An 18,167-nucleotide genomic window follows, 5' to 3' on the forward strand; every position below is an offset into this window, starting at 1 on the left:
TTGAGGCTGACTGGCCCAGAGGCCGGTGGTCTCGTCAGCGTGCGTGGTGTTAGTCGTTGGCTTAGGCCATGTATTTCTTCAGGATGTCTTCGAGGTCGTATTCCATCGCGTAAGTAACGGGCACGGCATCGAATGGGCTGCTTGAATAAAAGCAGACACTGGGATCCTCAATGCGGTGGTAGAACAAGGCGGGTGGCAACGGGGTCTTGTCGGCTACCCATGAGGGGTGAAGCTGATCGAGCCTTTCGGGGAATCTCGGCACGTCGAAAGGCAGAGCCATGGCGCGCATCGATCCCAGCTCTGTCGTTAATACGTAGGCAGCGACAGAATCACAATCAGTCTTAAGGCCGGGACTCGTCGATGGTTGTCTTTCTGACCATGAGAAGAATGTGGTTCCGCCCTTATCCCAGACAGTGAAATAGAGGGTGCCATCATTCGTAAAAGTCCAACCCCCGTTAAATTCACTTGTTCTGGTCAATGAGTCGCGCAAAAGGCGTTCGATGAGGTCGTTGTGCTGTTCGAGCATGGTGGTGGTCCTTTATGCAGCGATCAGAGGATGCTTACATGGTTGCTATTGTTCTGGAGTTTCGCGCCAGTGGTTGTGGATATGGGTGAGCGGTCGAAGAGCGCGGCGTATTCGGCGTCGGACGGTTCGAGGACGAGGGAGAGCAGGTCTTCGCTTGACATGCCCATCAGATATGACAACGAGAGCAGCGCAGCTGGCGAGAAGGATGTGTATGTCGTGGGAATGGGGGAGGCTTTGCTTGTCAGCAGGTACGAGGTGGGTTCGTGGAATTCGATGGAAAAACCGGGGTGAGCGTCGGTCACTGGTGGGAGGTTGAGGGGTGGGAGCTGGTGCGCTGCGCGAATGTCTGCGGCGAAGTGCATGATGGCGAACTTCTTGAAGATCTCGAAGGAAGCGGAGCCGAAGCGTGGCCCGCCGTATAAGTATCTATCGACGTGGCCGTAGGCGTAGTACCCCTTCCGCCTGGTGAATGCGTCGTAGATAAAATCTTCACCCGGCTTGACCAGGATCAAATCATCGTCGATCTGGGTTGTGTGTCCGGATAGTTCGCACAGGCGGGTGATGTATGCGGCGAGTTCTTCGTTCATGCGAGAGTTACTCCTCCTCAGCGTGCGCTATCGACTGTCTCGATTTTACGGCCGCGGTGAATCCGGGGAGGGGCCGAAGCCGCGTCACGTCGAGTGGAAACGTTGAGCGTTCGGCAGATCGGACGATTCGGTACCAGGAAGAGGAGTCTTTGGAGAGGGGGTCGTCGTTCCCCACGATTGTGCTGATGAGGTCTTCGGAGATTGGAGTGTTCCAATCGGGGAACGCGGAAATGCTGTCGCTGTGGGTGCGGACCTAGGTGCGTCTACGGCGACACCGCCGCGTGCCTGCGGCAATACGCTGACAGGTATAGCCCGGCAACGCGGCACGCAAGACGCAGAGAAAGTCACCGGCCAATCAGGTGGTTCACAGCTTCGTGCCTGCGCGCGGGGCTTAGAAGTTTCGCTCCGCCAACTCTCGCAGCAAACGCTTCGAAACCCAGACGCCTTCACAAGGCGAGGAATCGATGGGATAGTCTGGCTGGACGATTACGTATCATGGTGGATGAAACATGCCGATCGTTGACTGGTGGATGAGGAGGACTCAATGGCTGCGACCGAGCCAGCTGGCGCGGGGAAACCTCGCTTCGACAACAAGGGCATTCTGCGCTTTGTTGAGGATAGTGAGACCGTGCTTGCTCGTATGGATCGATCGACAATAGAGGTATTTTCCTCGTTGTCGAAGTATCGAGAGGCGTATGGGCCGTATCTGGATCGAATCGGAATGCCGTCCGGTAAGTATTTGTGGCAGCTTCCGGTGAGCGGTGAGTCATTTTCTTTTGAAGCGTGAGCTCTTGATATCTTCGCTTTACATGACCCGTACTTCCAATATGAGATCGTAAATCTTCCTGAAGGTTTCTTCATTCGTACAGGAATTAATGTGCCCCAATTCGATCTTCCAGGTGGCGCACGGCAAGTACAGATTTTAGCGGGCGACTTTGTTCTTACTGCCAGTGAGTGTGTGCAGTTGGGTATTCTTGCGGGTAAGGGGCAGGGCTGATGTCAGTAACGGCTGATTTGATCGACTTCGCCGAGCATGCGGGTGCGCAGATTCGTATCTGGCGCGGTAACGGCGTAGGTATAACGTGGGATTGTGGCCGCTAATTGGTATCATATTTGGGATAAGGCAGGAACGCATCCACAGGCTCTCTATGGGGAGACCGAGTATCTAGAGCCGCGAGTCCCTACGATGCTCTCCGACTATGGTGAGATTATGCTGCGCTGGGCGATTGTTCGGATCGGGGATCACGCAAGACGAGAATTGGGTTGGCCTAGTATTAACGTTCCGTATGCCCTGGAGGATGTTCATCCTGGCTGGGAATTTCAGCAGTTAACTCCCATTACGGGACGGCTTGCAATTAGGGGGGAGTATGTTCCTATGGAAATGCGGACAATATTCCCAAATCACTACGAGCTTAATGTTCTTTCTCAGGTCATGCCAATTGGCTTTGATGTGCTGTTGGAGTCTTACAAAGAGCCTGCGGGAGGAGCGGCTGTCGCGCAGTGGGTGCAGCTACCAGAAGCGTAAGTTGATTGCTTCGCAGGTGCGTCGTGTAGAAAGTGCATCGCTCTGAGCGGTACGCAGCCCCGGCCTCGGAGATCTTTCTATCGGCTGGGCGTCGGGGGAATCATCCGTGAGATGTCGACGCCCGTGTCGCTGAGCTGGCGTAGATATGGCTCGAATGATGTCCTGAACGGGGTGAGCGCTGGACTCGCGTCGGCGTTGAGGTAGGAATTGAGGTAGCCCTCGACCGAAAACTGTACGGCAAACTGCAGCTGTCGAAGCGCGGCGCAGTTCGTCGAATTGAGGGACAGCTCCGGATTCGCGATGTACTGATAGTTCGCGATGCGAGGCCAGCGGGTGGGGGAGGAAACCCACCGGCTACGCAGCTCATCGGAGAGGATGACAGGCGAGATGGCGTCCTGGAAAAGTTCCGCGCGGCGCAGTGCTCCAACCGCAGCGATAACGATGTACGAGGCTATCGTCGCGCTCTGGGTGTCGATGCAGAATGCGGTGCTTGGGTGGCGTTCGGACCAACTGAAGCAAAACCTGTCTTCGATGGTCCAGACCGCAAAGAAGTCGGTGTTGTAACTCGAGAAGGCGTAGCCGTTCTCAAAGTTCTCGGGCGTTACGGAAGTACCCGAACAGAGCTTCCCAATCAGGGGCTTTAACGTCTCCAACATGGGTAGAAACTCCTTCAATGATGTGTTGCGTGACGAGCTCGTCGATCGATAGCGGAGAAAGATTATTGAACGTGACTCGCTCCAAGAAACGTACCTGCGGCGCATAACCACGAGAGCCGTGGTCCTCGGCGAGGAGGCAAATCTCGATGAGGACTCCCTCCGGTAGCGGGGCAGCGGTGAATTGATATTGGTGGTACAGCTCGTTCAACTGTGCGGGCGGAGCTGACCTGCAATCTGCGGGAATGATGCCGTTGTCGATGATTGGGGTGAGGGAAAAAGCTCCGACGTGCCCGATGTGATCGAACCCCGTGATGTGAAAGTCCTCGATGAAGCTCTCTTTGTCGGAGTAGTAGCGGTCCGACCGGGGAAGCGCCCCGTGGTCGATGTCGTCACGCCATGTCGGAGAAATGCTGCCCGGAACGGAATACTGCGAACGCATCCAATCAGCCGTCGAGCGCATCTCCGGGTGCGTGCCGTGCGCGAACTGGCCCTTGAGGTCAAGAGCAACATCTTTGCCGATCCGGAAGCGACTCCCCAGCCCGCTGAAGACATGCATGAGGGCATCGCCCGGTCCTGGCGCCCGTACGGGGAAGAAACGAGTTTCGGGATCGAGCGGACGACCGACAATGGGGAGAGGAGGATTGTCTACCAATTAAAGCCTCGTTTCAAAGGGTCAGTGTGTAGTCTTAGCATGCTTGGTGACCTGTGAGTCGCGTTGTCTCTATCGTCTTAGGGAGACGATAGTAATCATGAGATTCCGCAGTTCAACTGAACTGGGATTAGGCCTTGGAAGCGACGTGCATGTAGTGGCTTCCCTCCACAGGCACACCCTACGTCAACAAGAACGACTCCGCGCAGCCTTCACGGCAGATGAGGTGCTATCAGTGTCGAAGTCGCCTACCACTGCGCCCAGCAAGTGCGAGACTTCTTCGATCAAGCCGCCCCCACCCAAGGCCGACTCCTGGCCGCTCGTCTTGTCGAGAGCCTACCAGCGTGTCTCACCCGCGAAATCGCTCGCCTGGTCCGAACCCCTGCGCAAGTGGAAGGACGCGTTCATGGCCTACTTCGACACGGCCGGAGCCAGCAATGGCCCCACCGAAGCCATCAATGGCATCATCGAAATGGGCAGACGTACCGCCAGAGTCTTCCGAAACCTCACCAACTACCGACTCCGAATGCTCCTCATCGCAGGAGGCCTAGACACCTCCACCGCCACTCAACTCTGAAGAGCGAGTAAAGACGATGCTGTCGCCGTTGTCTTTGAAGAGCTCCGGGGGAAAGTGCTGGCCGAGGAGCACTAGTGCGAGGCTACGAAACTCTCCCCACATGATTGGCTCTCTTCGCTAGGTTGGGGCCTGCTCCGATTGCGTCATCGAGGCAGGCTATCCCCATCCTACCTAGGTGCCGCGTGCTGAAGCGGCGACTGCGACAGTGAAGAACAGTCTGCCGTCTCGTTCCTTGCGCCCGATTGAAGAGTTCGCGCAGAGCGTGGATATGAGATCGTCGAATTCTTCCAGCATGGGCACTCACTCCCTCGGGTCGTTGCCTCTGCGGACATCCTAAGTGACGGGCGAGCGCGAAATGGCACACCTCCTCCCGTCGTACGAGGGGAGGAGGTGTGACCGACGCTCTCGTCCTATACTCCGTGAGCACGAGGCGGGAGAGAGGGGTGTCAGCTCTGCTGGTACAGCGCGGCGTATCCGGCCCCGGACGGTTCGAGGACCAGGGAGAGCAGGTCCTCGCTTGACGTGCCCATCAGGTACGACAGAGAGACCAAGGCATTGGGCGAGAAGATTGTGTATGTCGTGGGAATGGGGGAGGCTTTGCTTGTCAGCAGGTACGAGGTGGGTTCGTGGAATTCGATGGAAAAACCGGGGTGAGCGTCGGTCACTGGTGGGAGGTTGAGGGGTGGGAGCTGGTGCGCTGCACGAATGTCGGCGGCGAAGTGCATGATCGCGAACTTCTTGAAGATCTCGAAGGAAGCGGAGCCGAAGCGTGGCCCGCCGTATAAGTATCTATCAACGTGGCCGTAGGCGTAGTACCCCTTCCGCCTGGTGAATGCGTCGTAGATAAAATCTTCACCCGGTTCGACCAGGATCAAATCATCGTCGATCTGGGTTGTGTGTCCGGATAGTTCGCACAGGCGAGTGATGTATGCGGCGAGTTCTTCGTTCATTTGATTGTCTTTCTAACTAGAACAGGGTTCGGGCCTTCAAGGAGTTCCCGGACGCTCAAGTAAGAACGCTCTCCGGAAAATTCGTTAACGGTGCATAGTCTGACCTGTCTTGATCCTCCGGGTGAATCAAACCATGGGTACACAATTCCTGTTTCTACACGCGTTCCTGGAGGTAGCCTGTCCGGGTGGAACTCGAATTGGCTGTATGGAGCGTAGAGTGAATCTGCGTGAATTGATCGTTTCTGGAAAGAGTCCGGCCCGTCTTTGCCAACTAGAGCGAAGTATTCGCCGTAGTCTCCTCCAATTCGATCAAGATTCCCGGGGTACTCCTTAATAAATTCGTCGACTGCCATATCTTGGAAGGGAGGAATTCCCTTTTCTGGATCTCCATGAAGGTAAACGCCATCTATCATGTCGTCGGCTAGCTCAGGATGCTTTTTTACATCTGGGTAGTCTATTTTACCATCAGGTCCGGTCGCGCGTTCCTTGTACAGTTCTGCAGAAATCTGTTCGCCAGTATCAGGGTCCGTACTGATTGGCTTCCGATGGTCGACGAGGTCTGCGCCGATCGGCCCGTGATCCGTATCGAGTGTGTGGCCATTCTTCTCGGCAAAATCGGTGATAAAACCGTCGTTTGCCTCTTTGTAAGGGCCAGGATGGCCGCCTGCTGTGATCCCATCGGCAAAGGCTGGTTCATCGTCGGAGCTTTCGTTTCCGTCGTGGCTTCCGGAACCCTCGCCGTCGGCGTCGTCCTTGTCGGACTTGCCGTCACCGTCCTTATCGGACTTGCCGTCGGCGTCCTCCTTGTCGGACTTGTGCGTGTCGGCCTCGTCCTTGGTGGACTTGGTGTCAGCGTCGTCGGCCTTGGTGGTGTGCTTGTCGTCGGTGTCCTTGGGGTGCTCGTCGCCGTCGTGGTGTGCGGCGTCGTCTTCCTTGTGGGACTTGTCCGACGTGGGCTTGTCGGCCTCGGTCTTGTCGCCGTGGCGCGCCGAATCAGCAGCATCGTCTGTCTTACCGTTGGCGGAGTGGTCCTTCGCCTTGGGGTCAGCGTCCGCGCGCTCGCCAGAATCCTTGTCGGACTTGTGCGTGTCAGCCTCATCCTTGTCGGACTTGCCGTCACCGTCCTTATCGGACTTGCCGTCACCGTCCTTATCGGACTTATGCGTGTCGGCCTCGTCCTTGTCAGACTTGGCGTCGCTGTCCTTGTCGGACTTGTGCGTGTCGGCCTCGTCCTTGTCAGACTTGGCGTCGCTGTCCTTGTCGGACTTGTGCGTGTCGGCCTCGTCCTTGGTGGACTTGGAGTTGGCGTCGTCGTTCTTGGTGGTGTGCTTGTCGTCGGTGTCCTTGGGGTGCTCGTCGCCGTCGTGGTGTGCGGCGTCGTCTTCCTTGTGGGACTTGTCCGACGTGGGCTTGTCGGCCTCGGTCTTGTCACCGTGGCGCGCCGAATCAGCAGCATCGTCTGTCTTACCGTTGGCGGAGTGGTCCTTCGCCTTGGGGTCAGCGTCCGCGCGCTCGCCAGAATCCTTGTCGGACTTGCCGGCGGCGTCGTCCTTGTCGGACTTGTGCGTGTCGGCCTCGTCCTTGGTGGACTTGGAGTTGGCGTCGTCGTTCTTGGTGGTGTGCTTGTCGTTGGTGTCCTTGGGGTGCTCGTCGCCGTCGTGGTGTGCGGCGTCGTCTTCCTTGTGGGACTTGTCCGACGTGGGCTTGTCGGCCTCGGTCTTGTCGCCGTGGCGCGCCGAATCAGCAGCGTCGTCTGTCTTACCGTTGGCGGAGTGGTCCTTCGCCTTGGGGTCAGCGTCCGCGCGCTCAGCGGAATCCTTGTCGGACTTGCCGGCGGCGTCGTCCTTGGTGGACTTGTGCGCGTCAGCCTCGTCCTTGGTGGACTTGGAGTTGGCGTCGTCGTTCTTGGTGGTGTGCTTGTCGTTGGTGTCCTTGGGGTGCTCGTCGCCGTCGTGGTGTGCGGCGTCGTCTTCCTTGTGGGACTTGTCCGACGTGGGCTTGTCGGCCTCGGTCTTGTCGCCGTGGCGCGCCGAATCAGCAGCGTCGTCGTTCTTGGTGGTGTGCTTGTCGTTGGTGTCCTTGGGGTGCTCGTCGCCGTCGTGGTGTGCGGCGTCGTCTTCCTTGTGGGACTTGTCCGACGTGGGCTTGTCGGCCTCGGTCTTGTCGCCGTGGCGCGCCGAATCAGCAGCGTTGTCGGCCTTGCCGTTGGCGGAGTGGTCCTTCGCCTTGGGGTCAGCGTCCGCGCGCTCGACGGAATCGTGCCCATGCTGAGCGTCGGCATCGGCCTTACCGGAGCCATTTGCGTCGCCGGAGTCGTGGCCAGCCTTGCTGGCGTCGGCGGCCTCGTCCGCGTGGGTGGCAGGCGTGTCGGCTGCATGCTTTCCGCTATGCGGCTGCTTGTCGCCGCCCAGGGTGTCCCCGGCAGGAGTGTCCTTCTTGGGGGTGGTAGGCGCGTCGGGGGTGCCGTCCGCACCCTGTCCTGTCCGGGGGGTGTCGCCGTGGCCGGGGGTGGAATCAGCGCGCGAAACGCCGTGCGTATCACCGGTGGACATGCCCGGATCGGCACGGTGCGGCCCCTGCGCAGGGGCCGACGAACCACCGTGGGTGCCAGTATCAGCGCCAACATGACCGCCGCCCTGGCCCGTGGGGGCGCCAGTAGCGTGCGTACCACGCGAGGCGTCGCCTACGCCGCCACCGACATCAGAGGAATTGGTGACACCGTTCGCGCCATGAGCTCCGCGCCCTGCGTTTGCTCCGAAATCGGCGGTGCTGCCGAAGCCATCTGCTCCATGGCTGACACGGCTCGGATCGCTGCCACCGAAGGTGCCAGCGCGCTCGTAGGATCCCTGAGCGCCCACGCTGGCCTCGCGACGGCCAACGCCCGCGCCGACAAGCTCATCGGCACCGCGCGTCTGACCATTAGCGTGGATCGAGCTGTCATCCAGGTAGGAAGAGCTCTTCCTGTTCTCAGTGCCGAAATGATCAGTGCCGACACGATCGAAATCGTCCCGGTTCGTTGAGAAGCCATCGGAGTCCCAGGAATTGTTGGGCTTGCGCGGAGGCTTCCCGTCAGCTGCAGCGGCAGAATACGACCCGACCTCGTCAGGTGCTATGGAACGATCATGGCCAACACGGTAAGAATCATCAGGCTTGTGCGGAGGCTTCCCGCCAGAAGCAGCACCATGCGAGCCACCCGAGGGAGCGCCGGGGGCAGCAGGCGCACCGGATGCGCCCCCGCCGTGGGAGCCAGTAGCGGGCGCGCCGGGGGCAGCAGGCGCACCGGATGCGCCCCCGCCGTGGGAGCCAGTAGCGGGCGCGCCGGTGGCGGGAGCGCCTGCCGCGGGGGCACTAGTGGTGCCAGCTCCGTGGGAGCCGGTGGCGGGAGCGCCCGCCGCGGGAGAACCATGCGTACCTGCGCCGGTCGAGGGTGCACCGGTGGCAGGAGCGCCACCCGCGGGGGCACCGGTTGTGCCAGCGCCATGCGTGCCCGCACCGGTTGAGGGTGCGCCGGCGGCAGGAGCGCCAGCCGCGGGGGCACCGGTGGTGCCAGCTCCGTGGGGCCCGGTAGCGGGAGCGCCGGTGGCGGGAGCGCCCGCCGCGGGAGAACCATGCGTACCTGCGCCGGTCGAGGGTGCACCGGTGGCAGGAGCGCCAGTCGCGGGGGCGCCGGTGGTGCCAGCTCCGTGGGTGCCGGTAGCGGGAGCGCCAGTCGCGGGAGCACCATGCGTGCCCGCGCCGGTCGAGGGCGCACCGGTGGCAGGTGCGCCGGTTGTGCCAGCGCTATGCGTACCTGCGCCGGGAGCGCCGTGTGTGCCCGCGCCGGTCGCAGGAGCTCCGGTTGCGCCGTTGGCAGTGCTGCCCGCACCGTGGGTGGCACCGCCGGTATCCGCATTCATGAACGCGTTGTTGTGAGCGCCGTGAGACGCGCTGGGTGCCGTCTGTGGGGGCGCTGTGTGAGTACCGGTGCCAGCATCGCCGGCTGCGGACGCATGAGGCGTCGCGGCGGGCTGAGCCGCACTCGACACACCGTTGGAGCGGTGGCCCGGATCCGTGGGCGCAAGAGCCGAATCCTTGACATCCGCACCACCGTGCGAGGCGTGGCTGGCGTCACCTGCAGCGTCGGCTGTGTTGCCTGCGGTGTGCGAGGCGTGGCTGGCGTTGCCTGCAGCGTCGGCTGTGTTGCCTGCGGTGCGCGAGGCGTGGCTGGCGTTACCAGCAGCATCTGCGGCGTTGCCGCCAGCGTGAGCGGCGTTGCCTGCGGCATCGGCGGCGTTGCTGACACCATGGCTGGCGCTTCCGGCACCGTTTGCGGCATGGCTCGCACCGCTGGCGATACCTCCACCGCCGGAAGCGGCGTGGTTGGCGTTGCCGGCAGCATCGGCTGCCCCTCCGGCTGCGTGCGCGGCGCCGCTGGTGTCCCCGATAGCCGCGCCAGCCCTCGCGGCGCGGCCGGCGTCAGTGGCCCCGTCCAGGGCGCCAGCCATGCCGTTGGCGGCGTGAGCGGCGTCGTGGGCGTGGTCGGCGGCTTTAGCCGCGCGCTGTGCGGTGTCTGCCAGATCCGCGAGGTCCGCGGCCGTGTTCACACCGCGGGCGGTGAACTTGCCGACCAGGTTCTTGCCGAGCTTGGCCAGGGAGCGGACGTCGTCGGGGCTGATGGGCAGGATAGCCTTGAAGACTTCTTTACCGATGCGCAGAGCGCGAGCGGTGCCGGTCAGGGCCTTCTCGCCAGCGGACACGCCGGCGCTGCCACCCATCGTCGCAACTGCGAGGATCACGTCGGGCAGGAGGTGACCAATGGCGCGCCCGGGATCGTCGGTCCACGTATCCCAGTCGATCAGCGACTTGCCGACAGCCGTCATAAAGCCCACGGGATCCTTCCACAGCGCCTTCGCCATGGCCGCCAACGTCTCGGCGGGGATCTCTCTATGCTTGATGTCGTACTCATCCAAGGTCATCTGACCCATGAGCATGCGGCCGAAGTCCCACATGCCCTCGCCGCCGCTGAGCTTCCACACCAGCTTCACCAGTTCGACAACGGCCTCGAAAGCACCGCCCAGGATCGAGCCGACCGTGCGGGTGACCGAATCCCACCACGTGCGCTCGGGCAGCTTCGCAATACCCGCATTCAATGCGGTAATCAGCAGGTCACCGGCCTCATTGACCTGATCGACCAGCGTCTGGAAATCAGCGACCGCGGCCGCCATGGCCGAGCGGCCCGGACCCTCATCACAGGAGGCATCAAACACGGGCGAGCCACCGTCCGCTGCGGCCTGGCTGCGCGCATCAGCCTGATTATTCTGCGCCTGCTGGACCGCGTCGCGGCCAGCCTTCCAACGCGAACGAATCCCATCACACTGGCTCTGCGCCGACGCCAGCGCCGTCGCGTACGAGTTATAGGCCTCAGACGCCGACGAGAACGCCTCCTGGGCGTCCACCCAGCCCTTGATCTGCACATCAAACTTGGAGCGGAAATGATCCGCCGCGCGACCTTCCCACCCATCAGCTTTGAGGGACGACAAACCGGAATGAATATTGCCGAACTCATTGGCCCGGTCCATCATCACCGCGGCGCGCGTCGAAATACCACCAGGATCCCCACCGATCTTAAAAACCGGTGCACCATGCGCAACAACACCCACGCCCGATCACGCTCCCGAACCAACGACGGGAGACTGGCTCAGCGCCTCAGCAGCCGCCTCAACCGCCGCCATGTGCTCTTTAGCCTTCTCCATGTACTCGCTATAAGCGCCCAGAGCACCACTGACCGCACTGGAGGCAGCCTTAATCTCCTCACGCAAGTCGTTCGTACCCTTTTCCCACGTATCCTGGAACGCGTTCGTACGATCCCACACCTCAGGATTCTCCAGCATCCCCGAGTTGGGAACCCAATCCTCCACGTCATACTCCTTGGCCTTCTCCTCAAAGGAAGACAACGATTCCACGAACGAGGACATGGCCTGCACATCGACCTTAAAATCACTCACAACACACACTCTTAACTGTCGATGCACGCAAACGCTTTAGACTCGGCATGCTGACCCTCCGCCAGGATCTTGTCCATCGCCTCAGCCGCCGCCGTCAACAACTCAGCCAACTCCTCGCCGCGCTCCTCCATACGCTTGAGCGCAGCATCGCAGGCTTTGCGAGACTCACCCGTCCAATCACCCACAGCCCCCGTAATGTCAGCGCTGAGATCAGGAATGAAGTCCTTGACCAACGAGACCTTCTCACGGAAGGCCTGAGCCATCTGTGTGGCACTGGCCTCCTCAAAGACCAGCATCGAATCACTACTCACCGACACACCACCCGCATTACGATCCCGACTCGGTCAGCTGCATCAGTTCCTCGTACAAGCCACCGCCCGAGGAATCCCCGCCCGACTGAGACCCGGAAGCCGCCTGAACCAACGACTGCATAATCTCTTCTTCGCACGCGCCAAACGACCGCTCCACACCCACCAAGGCATCGGCCAAACGACCCACATCATCAAACAACACGCCCAGGGAATCACCCCACGCAGTCAACGCATTACCCAACGGCTCCATAAACGGGCCGTTAATCCCCTCCGACGCGGACGTCACATCATCACCAATCGTCCCCACCGCCTGAGAAAAAGGCTCAACAACAGCCCCAATACCCTGGGCCGCCTCAACCAGCTTGCCCGGAGTGAAACCTACATCTGCGCTCATGCTATCAACCTACAAATTGACTGACCGCGTGTCAAATGGCGCGGTGGCTTAGTGTTCCAGGTGCTCGTGCTCGCGGTGTTGTGGGCATTCGAGCTGGAACGTGGAGTGTGCGATGGGGAAGTGGTGGCAAGCGCATTCGCCCAACTGGTGGACAATGCGGTCGCGGCTGGGGCCGTCGGATTCAGCGGAGACGGTCACGTGCGCGGTGACGGTCACGAGGTGCGAGGACACGGCGGCCACGTGCAGGTCGTGCACGTCTAGGACGCCGTCGACGTCCAGCATGTGTGCGCGCAGCTGTCGCACGTCGACGGATGTGGGTGCCTGCTCCATGAGGATTGCGACGGAGCGGCGCAGGAGCGCGAGCGCGCGCGGCGCCATCAGCACTGCGATCAGGAGCGAGGCGATCGCGTCGGCACGCGTCCACCCGAGGGCCCACTCGGCGCCGGCCGCGACGATGACCGCCAGAGACCCGAGCGCATCGTTCGCGACTTCGAGGAATGCGGCCTTCATGTTGAGGTTCGCCTCGCGCCCGCCCGCCAGGATCGCCAGCGCTGCGACGTTCGCGAGTAGGCCGACGACACCGACGAGGAGCATCGGTCCGGCCTTGACCTCGGGTGGAGAGAGTAGTCGCCACGCGCCCTCCCACGCGACGATCGCGCAAATGATCAGCAGCATGCCGGCCTGTAGGGCGGCGGCCAAGACCTCGGAGCGCGCCCACCCCCACGTGTGCTTCTCGTCGCGCGGGCGGCGCGTCAGGTGCGCGGCGATGAGCGCGATAACGAGGCCGGAGGCGTCCACGACCATGTGCCCCGCGTCCGCCGCCAGCGATAGGGAACCGGACCAGAAAGCACCAACCAGCTCGGCGACAACGACGGCACCCGTCACCGCGAGCGCCCATCCCAGGCGCACCGCGGACGCCGACGAATGGGAGTGATCGTGCGAGTGCGCGCCGTGCCCGCCTCCCGGGGAGTGCACGTGATCGTGGGCGTGGGCCACGGCCTCGTCGACGTGGGGCGAGGCGGGGGCCGATTCTCGCGCGGATCCGGCGCCGGGGGAGGGGAGGGGACGGTTGTCGGACATGCCCCTACTGTACGTTCTGAATGGGCTCTGTGAGGAGAGGCTCGACCGCTTGGTATGTCATAGATCACTGCCTGCGTGGATGGTCTTGGGACTGGGTGCCCGGGTCACAGTGTGACGGACGACGTATCCTAGAGGGCAGAGCGCGGGGAACCCCGCGACTGAAGGGCACACGCCCATAGGACTGTAAAGGAGCGCCACTCATGGCAGAACCTCGTATCGTCACCGTCACTGGCGCAGCCGGCAACATCGGCTACGCCCTCCTGTTCCGCATTGCTTCCGGCCAGCTCTTCGGCCCGGACGTGCCCGTCAAGCTGCACCTGCTGGAGATCCCCCAGGCCGTGAAGGCTGCCGAGGGCACCGCTATGGAACTCGACGACTGCGCGTTCCCGACCCTGGCCGGCGTTGAGATCTTCGACGACGTGAACCGCGCGTTCCAGGGCACCAACGTCGCTTACCTGGTGGGTGCCATGCCCCGTCGCGCCGGCATGGAGCGCGCCGACCTGCTCGAGGCCAACGCGGGCATCTTCGGCCCCCAGGGCAAGGCCATCAACGACGGTGCCGCCGATGACGTGCGCGTCCTCGTCGTGGGCAACCCCGCGAACACCAACGCCACCATCGCCCAGAATGCTGCGCCGGACGTCCCCGCGTCGCGCTTCACCGCGATGATGCGCCTCGACCACAACCGTGCGGTCGCGCAGCTCGCCCATAAGACCGGTGCCGCGAACGCCGACATCAAGGACGTCGTTGTGTGGGGTAACCACTCGGCCGACCAGTACCCGGACGTCTCCTTCGCGACCGTTGCCGGCAAGCCCGCGACCGAGCTCGTGGACGAAGAGTGGCTGTCCAGCTACTACCGTCCCACCGTCGCCAAGCGTGGCGCCGCCATCATCGAGGCGCGCGGTGCCTCCTCGGCCGCCTCCGCTGCCAACGCCGCGATCGACCACATGTACTCCTGGATCCACGGCACCCCCGCCGGTGAGTGGGTCACCGCCGGTGTCATGTCCGACGGCACGCACTACGGCGTCCCCGCCGGACTGAACTTCGGCTTCCCCGTCACCTCCGATGGTGGCGAATGGCAGGTCGTCGATGGTCTCGAGATCTCCGACGCGACCCGCGCCGGAATCGACCACAACATCAAGGCCCTCCAGGAAGAGTACGACGCCGTCAAGGAGCTCGGCTTCATCAAGTGAGGCGAGACCGCCCTCGCGGCGGTTGGTGGGAAGGGTGTGCGCCCGGCTGATTGGCCGGGCGCGCACCCGTATTTTTGTGCGGGGAGCTTTGGAGGGTGGCTGGCTGATTGCTGGTCGCTCCTTACTGTTGGCTGTTGGGTGTTGCTCGTTGGCGGTTGGCTGATTGCTGGTCGTTGTCGGTTGAATGCTGGTCGCTGTTGATTGTTAACTGTTGGGCGTTTTCTGGGCGTTGATTTCCGTTTGGGGTTCTCTGGTCACTGATTGCTGTTTGTTGGTGTGGGGCGCTGGGCGGCGAACATGGACTGTGTCTGGTGCGCTCGGGTTGGAGGCTTTCGTGTTGGGGGAGTGTGGCTCGAAACCGTTGTCGCCGCCGGCTTCTTATCAGCACATTGAGTCGCTCAGTCGTGTCTAGAATCCGTCGCGTTGGTCCTATGACTGGGGCCCTACCCGTGTACGTGCCGTCAATCCCTCCGGGATGCGTGAAACGCGCGTGAAACCCGTGGCACCACTGTCGGGGGCTTGAGGTGCTGTCGTGAAACCCGTGGCACCTCCGTTGGGGTCTTGTGGCGCTGTGGTGAAACCCGTGGCACCTCCGTTGGGGTCTTGTGGCGCTGTGGTGAAACCCGTGGCACCACTGTCGGGGGGCAAAAGGCCCTTATTCGAGGGTTTCGTGCCATCAGTGGTGCCGTCGGTTTCATGTTGTAGCTGGCTTGCTCCATCGGTGGTGTCGTCGGTTTCATGCCGAGAGAAGTGCGCGTCGGCGAAGGTGCTGTGGTGAAACCCGTGGCACCTCCGTTGGGGTCTTGAGGTGCTGTCGTGTAACCCGTGGCACCGCTGTCGGAGGCTTGAGGTGCTGCCGTGTAACCCGTGACACCTCCGTTGGGTGAAAGAGGCCCTTAGTCGAGGGTTTTGTGCCATCAGTGGTGCCGTGGGTTTCATGTTGTAGCTGGCGCACTCCATCAGTGGTGTCGTCGGTTTCAGGCCGAGAGAAATGCCTGTCGGCGAAGGTGCTGCCGCGTAACCCGTGGCACCGCTGTCGGGGTCTTGTGGCGCTGTCGTGTAACCCGTGGCACCTCTGTCGGGTGAAGAAGGCCGTTAGTCGAGGGTTTTGTGCCATCAGTGGTGTCGTGGGTTTCATGTTGTAGCTGGCTTGCTCCATCGGTGGTGTCGTCGGTTTCATGCCGAGAGAAATGCCTGTCGGCGAAGGTGCTGTGGTGAAACCAGTGGCACCGCTGTCGGGGGGGCTTGAGGTGCTGTCGTGTAACCCGTGGCACCTCCGTTGGGGTCTTGTGGTGCTGTCGTGTAACCCGTGGCACCGCTGTCGGGGGCAAAAGGCCCTTATTCGAGGGTTTTGTGCTATCAGTGGTGCCCTCGGTTTCACGTGGAGAAGAACGCTCGCCGGCAAAGGTGCTGTTGGTTTCAATTAAATGCTGAAAGGGCAGAACAATGCTGCCCGCGGTTACAAGTGGTGGTTGCTTCGCACTAGCCGTGGTGTCAGCGGTTTCAGATGCGTCGTGGCTCGCCTCCGTAGATGCCTTTCAGTTGCTGGCGGGTGTATTCGTCCAGCCCTTGATCCAGTCGTATGCGACGCGCTCCGTGCCATTCGCAACCGTGATTGAGCCGCACTCGCGGAATCCGAAGGACCGCAATGCGCGACGCATTGGAGCATTGTTCTCGTGGGTGTCGCAGCGCAAGTAAGCGGCGCGGGTGGCCGCGAAGCTGAAAATCGCCCTCGCGACTCCATGACCGTGTACCGAAGCCACGCGGTGGATGACGTGGTAGTCGGCATTGGAGTGCCAAGCGCCGGCGATCTCTGCGTACGTTTCGTCCGGACCTGGCGTGAAGGTGAAGACGGCGAGAGGTCCAGCCTCGTCGGTGATGAGGAAACAGTGCTCGCTCGCAATGTCTTCCTCCGCATCGATGCGCCCTGGGTAGCAGTCAGGCCACTGGGTTGCGTTCCCATTCACCCGCATGAACGCGCGAGCGTGCTCATAGGCGCCTTCGATGAAGGCGAGGTCTGAGCGGGAAGCGAGTCGAATCTGCATCCCCCAATGATAGGAGGTGTTCGTGGCCCCTCCGATAGGTGGTGGCCTGGGCCCTATGGGCGGAGTGGTAACCCGATTGGTAGTAGCGGTGGTAGCGCGCCCAGGCTGTCACCTAAGGGGTTAACGTGCGTACTAAGGGGTTAACGTGCGTATCAAGGGGTTAGCGTGCGTATCAAGGGGTTAACGCGCGCATTAAAGGGTTAACGTGCGCAATGAGGGGATAAGGCCCTCAATCATCGGGGTGATCCAGAGTGTGGGCGGTGACACGCGCAGAGTCTTTGGTGGCGTGGCACGCGTGGAGCCAGTCGGTGGGTGTGACGCCCAGTGATTCCTAAAGGGGCATCACCTATCTCCCTCGTGAAACAGATGTGATCGACGAGTGAAGATGGTGAGCGTTAAGCGCCGCATCGCCGGATGCGCCGCGAGGTCATGGGGACGCAGCTCTCCGACTGTGGCTGCAATGCTCGCAGCAGCAGCGTTGCGCCCGCCCGTCCGTGGCCTCTCCCGCAAACCGTGCCCCTGCCTCGTTCGTGGGGATGAACCTGGTTAGACTGAAACCCATGACTGAAAACGCGCAGCTTGTTGTGACCCTGTCCTGCCCGGACCGCCCCGGCATCGTGCACGCCGTGACCGGGGTGATCGGCGAGTCCGGCGGCAACGTCATCCAGTCCCAGCAGTTCGGCGACTCCGACACGGGCACCTTCTTCATGCGCGTCGAGGTCGACTCCCCGAAGGGACGGGCTCCCATCGACGAGGGCTTGGCTCACGTCGCCGAAGAGTTCAATGCCGCCTATCGCGTCGATGACCTGGGCCGCAAGTTGCGCACGATCATCATGGTCTCGCGCGAGGGCCACTGCCTGACCGACCTCCTGTACCGCCAGCAGACGCAGGGCCTGCCCATCGACGTCATCGCGGTCGTCGGCAACCACCCGGACCTGGCGCCCGTCGCCCAGTTCTACGGCGTCCCCTTCCTCAACATCCCCGTCACGCGGGACACGAAGGCTCAGGCGGAGCGCCAGCTCCTCGACCTCATCACCTCCGAGGATGTCGAGCTCGTCGTCCTGGCGCGCTACATGCAGATCCTCTCCGACGAGGTCTGCCGCGCCATGGAAGGCCGCGTCATCAACATTCACCACTCCTTCCTGCCCTCCTTCAAGGGTGCGCGCCCCTACGCGCAGGCCCACGAGCGCGGCGTCAAGCTGATCGGCGCGACCGCACACTACGTGACCGCAGACCTCGACGAGGGCCCGATCATCGAACAGGACGTCACCCGCGTCTCCCACGCGGACTCCACGCCGGACATGGTTGCCCTCGGCCAGGACGTGGAGCGCCGTGTCCTCGCCCAGGCCGTCCGCTTCCATGCGGAGCGTCGCGTCCTCATGAACGGCAGCCGGACGGTCGTCTTCTCTCGCTGAGGCCCCGCGCGGGGCAGTGGTGGCCAGGCCGGCGTGCGGTCGGCAGGAAGGCCAACCAGACGGGGGGTGCAGTCGGCAGGATCGACAACCAGGCCGGGGTGCAGTCGGCAGGATCACCAACGAGGCCGGGGTGCAGTCGGCAGGATCGACAACGAGGCAGGGGCGTGGGATTGTGATCGCCGCTGCGTCCGGGCGCGCGGAGCCTGACCGAGCGAGCGGCACGAAGGCCTCGTGACACCGCGATGGCGTGTCGCAACCTGCAACAGGGCTGAGTACGG

Annotated in this window: 16 protein-coding genes; 5 read left to right on the top strand and 11 right to left on the bottom strand. The window is 62.1% G+C overall.

Going from position 1 to position 18,167, the window contains the following annotated elements; genetic code table 11:
• Nucleotides 1-61 precede the first annotated feature (61 nt).
• Both RDV55_RS07535 and RDV55_RS07540 read right to left on the bottom strand, forming a co-directional pair.
• The gene (locus tag RDV55_RS07535; protein ID WP_111823631.1) at nucleotides 62-526 is read right to left on the bottom strand and encodes a hypothetical protein; all 465 of its coding nucleotides are present in this window, start codon (nucleotides 524-526) and stop codon (nucleotides 62-64) included.
• A 23-nt stretch (nucleotides 527-549) separates the two neighbouring features.
• On the bottom strand, nucleotides 550-1,113 hold the full coding sequence (locus tag RDV55_RS07540) for an Imm61 family immunity protein (RefSeq protein ID WP_111823632.1): 564 nt from the start codon (nucleotides 1,111-1,113) through the stop codon (nucleotides 550-552).
• Between the two features lie 544 nt (nucleotides 1,114-1,657).
• Between RDV55_RS07540 and RDV55_RS07545 the strand changes: the two genes are divergently transcribed.
• Nucleotides 1,658-1,900, top strand: a complete 243-nt coding sequence (locus tag RDV55_RS07545; RefSeq protein WP_245907676.1) for a hypothetical protein — start codon at nucleotides 1,658-1,660, stop codon at nucleotides 1,898-1,900.
• A gap of 399 nt (nucleotides 1,901-2,299) precedes the next feature.
• On the top strand, nucleotides 2,300-2,638 hold the full coding sequence (locus RDV55_RS07550; RefSeq protein ID WP_309187891.1) for an Imm61 family immunity protein: 339 nt from the start codon (nucleotides 2,300-2,302) through the stop codon (nucleotides 2,636-2,638).
• A gap of 77 nt (nucleotides 2,639-2,715) precedes the next feature.
• Here the strand turns inward: RDV55_RS07550 and RDV55_RS07555 are convergent, their stop codons facing one another.
• Together RDV55_RS07555 and RDV55_RS07560 are read right to left on the bottom strand one after the other, a co-directional pair.
• A complete protein-coding gene (locus RDV55_RS07555) occupies nucleotides 2,716-3,294 on the bottom strand; it encodes a hypothetical protein (RefSeq protein WP_111823633.1) in 579 nt (192 codons plus the stop codon).
• On the bottom strand, nucleotides 3,224-3,850 hold the full coding sequence (locus RDV55_RS07560; protein WP_111823634.1) for a hypothetical protein: 627 nt from the start codon (nucleotides 3,848-3,850) through the stop codon (nucleotides 3,224-3,226). Before RDV55_RS07560 ends, RDV55_RS07555 begins: the two co-directional genes overlap by 71 nt.
• A gap of 328 nt (nucleotides 3,851-4,178) precedes the next feature.
• Between RDV55_RS07560 and RDV55_RS07565 the strand changes: the two genes are divergently transcribed.
• Nucleotides 4,179-4,520, top strand: a complete 342-nt coding sequence (locus RDV55_RS07565; RefSeq protein ID WP_245907678.1) for a transposase — start codon at nucleotides 4,179-4,181, stop codon at nucleotides 4,518-4,520.
• Nucleotides 4,521-4,966: 446 nt separating this feature from the next.
• On the opposite strand, the gene RDV55_RS07570 is transcribed toward RDV55_RS07565, so the two are convergent.
• From RDV55_RS07570 to RDV55_RS07595, 6 genes are all read right to left on the bottom strand, one after another.
• Nucleotides 4,967-5,470, bottom strand: coding sequence for an Imm61 family immunity protein (locus RDV55_RS07570; RefSeq protein WP_111823635.1), 504 nt, complete (start codon nucleotides 5,468-5,470; stop codon nucleotides 4,967-4,969).
• On the bottom strand, nucleotides 5,467-10,989 hold the full coding sequence (locus RDV55_RS07575) for a glycohydrolase toxin TNT-related protein (protein WP_133256517.1): 5,523 nt from the start codon (nucleotides 10,987-10,989) through the stop codon (nucleotides 5,467-5,469). The genes RDV55_RS07570 and RDV55_RS07575 overlap by 4 nt, the downstream gene beginning before the upstream one ends.
• A gap of 126 nt (nucleotides 10,990-11,115) precedes the next feature.
• Nucleotides 11,116-11,454, bottom strand: coding sequence for a hypothetical protein (locus RDV55_RS07580; RefSeq protein WP_111823637.1), 339 nt, complete (start codon nucleotides 11,452-11,454; stop codon nucleotides 11,116-11,118).
• An 11-nt stretch (nucleotides 11,455-11,465) separates the two neighbouring features.
• Nucleotides 11,466-11,765 (bottom strand): WXG100 family type VII secretion target, encoded by a 300-nt coding sequence (locus RDV55_RS07585; protein ID WP_245907679.1) that lies wholly within the window; start codon nucleotides 11,763-11,765, stop codon nucleotides 11,466-11,468.
• A gap of 16 nt (nucleotides 11,766-11,781) precedes the next feature.
• Nucleotides 11,782-12,159: a hypothetical protein gene (locus RDV55_RS07590; RefSeq protein WP_111823638.1), complete on the bottom strand. Its 378-nt coding sequence runs from the start codon at nucleotides 12,157-12,159 to the stop codon at nucleotides 11,782-11,784.
• 48 nt (nucleotides 12,160-12,207) lie between these two features.
• Nucleotides 12,208-13,239: a cation diffusion facilitator family transporter gene (locus RDV55_RS07595; RefSeq protein WP_111823639.1), complete on the bottom strand. Its 1,032-nt coding sequence runs from the start codon at nucleotides 13,237-13,239 to the stop codon at nucleotides 12,208-12,210.
• A gap of 200 nt (nucleotides 13,240-13,439) precedes the next feature.
• Here RDV55_RS07595 and RDV55_RS07600 point away from each other — a divergent pair, with 200 nt between their 5' ends.
• Complete coding sequence (locus tag RDV55_RS07600; protein ID WP_111823640.1) at nucleotides 13,440-14,429, top strand: malate dehydrogenase; 990 nt, start codon at nucleotides 13,440-13,442, stop codon at nucleotides 14,427-14,429.
• A 1,538-nt stretch (nucleotides 14,430-15,967) separates the two neighbouring features.
• Here RDV55_RS07600 and RDV55_RS07605 read toward each other — a convergent pair.
• Entirely contained in the window at nucleotides 15,968-16,474 is a 507-nt protein-coding gene (locus RDV55_RS07605) for a GNAT family acetyltransferase (RefSeq protein WP_111823641.1), read from the bottom strand.
• A 560-nt stretch (nucleotides 16,475-17,034) separates the two neighbouring features.
• Here RDV55_RS07605 and purU point away from each other — a divergent pair.
• A complete protein-coding gene (purU, locus tag RDV55_RS07610; RefSeq protein WP_111823642.1) occupies nucleotides 17,035-17,889 on the top strand; it encodes a formyltetrahydrofolate deformylase in 855 nt (284 codons plus the stop codon).
• Nucleotides 17,890-18,167 lie beyond the last annotated feature (278 nt).

Source organism: Schaalia odontolytica (assembly GCF_031191545.1).
Classification (GTDB): domain Bacteria; phylum Actinomycetota; class Actinomycetes; order Actinomycetales; family Actinomycetaceae; genus Pauljensenia; species Pauljensenia odontolytica.

What these genes read in the sequence shown, in the direction of transcription:
- RDV55_RS07535 (WP_111823631.1), bottom strand. Translation starts at nt 526, where the DNA reads ATGCTCGAACAGCACAACGACCTCATCGAACGCCTTTTGCGCGACTCA.
- RDV55_RS07540 (WP_111823632.1), bottom strand. Translation starts at nt 1,113, where the DNA reads ATGAACGAAGAACTCGCCGCATACATCACCCGCCTGTGCGAACTATCC.
- RDV55_RS07545 (WP_245907676.1), top strand. Translation starts at nt 1,658, where the DNA reads ATGGCTGCGACCGAGCCAGCTGGCGCGGGGAAACCTCGCTTCGACAAC.
- RDV55_RS07550 (WP_309187891.1), top strand. Translation starts at nt 2,300, where the DNA reads ATGCTCTCCGACTATGGTGAGATTATGCTGCGCTGGGCGATTGTTCGG.
- RDV55_RS07555 (WP_111823633.1), bottom strand. Translation starts at nt 3,294, where the DNA reads ATGTTGGAGACGTTAAAGCCCCTGATTGGGAAGCTCTGTTCGGGTACT.
- RDV55_RS07560 (WP_111823634.1), bottom strand. Translation starts at nt 3,850, where the DNA reads ATGCATGTCTTCAGCGGGCTGGGGAGTCGCTTCCGGATCGGCAAAGAT.
- RDV55_RS07570 (WP_111823635.1), bottom strand. Translation starts at nt 5,470, where the DNA reads ATGAACGAAGAACTCGCCGCATACATCACTCGCCTGTGCGAACTATCC.
- RDV55_RS07590 (WP_111823638.1), bottom strand. Translation starts at nt 12,159, where the DNA reads ATGAGCGCAGATGTAGGTTTCACTCCGGGCAAGCTGGTTGAGGCGGCC.
- RDV55_RS07595 (WP_111823639.1), bottom strand. Translation starts at nt 13,239, where the DNA reads ATGTCCGACAACCGTCCCCTCCCCTCCCCCGGCGCCGGATCCGCGCGA.
- RDV55_RS07600 (WP_111823640.1), top strand. Translation starts at nt 13,440, where the DNA reads ATGGCAGAACCTCGTATCGTCACCGTCACTGGCGCAGCCGGCAACATC.
- RDV55_RS07605 (WP_111823641.1), bottom strand. Translation starts at nt 16,474, where the DNA reads ATGCAGATTCGACTCGCTTCCCGCTCAGACCTCGCCTTCATCGAAGGC.
- purU (WP_111823642.1), top strand. Translation starts at nt 17,035, where the DNA reads ATGACTGAAAACGCGCAGCTTGTTGTGACCCTGTCCTGCCCGGACCGC.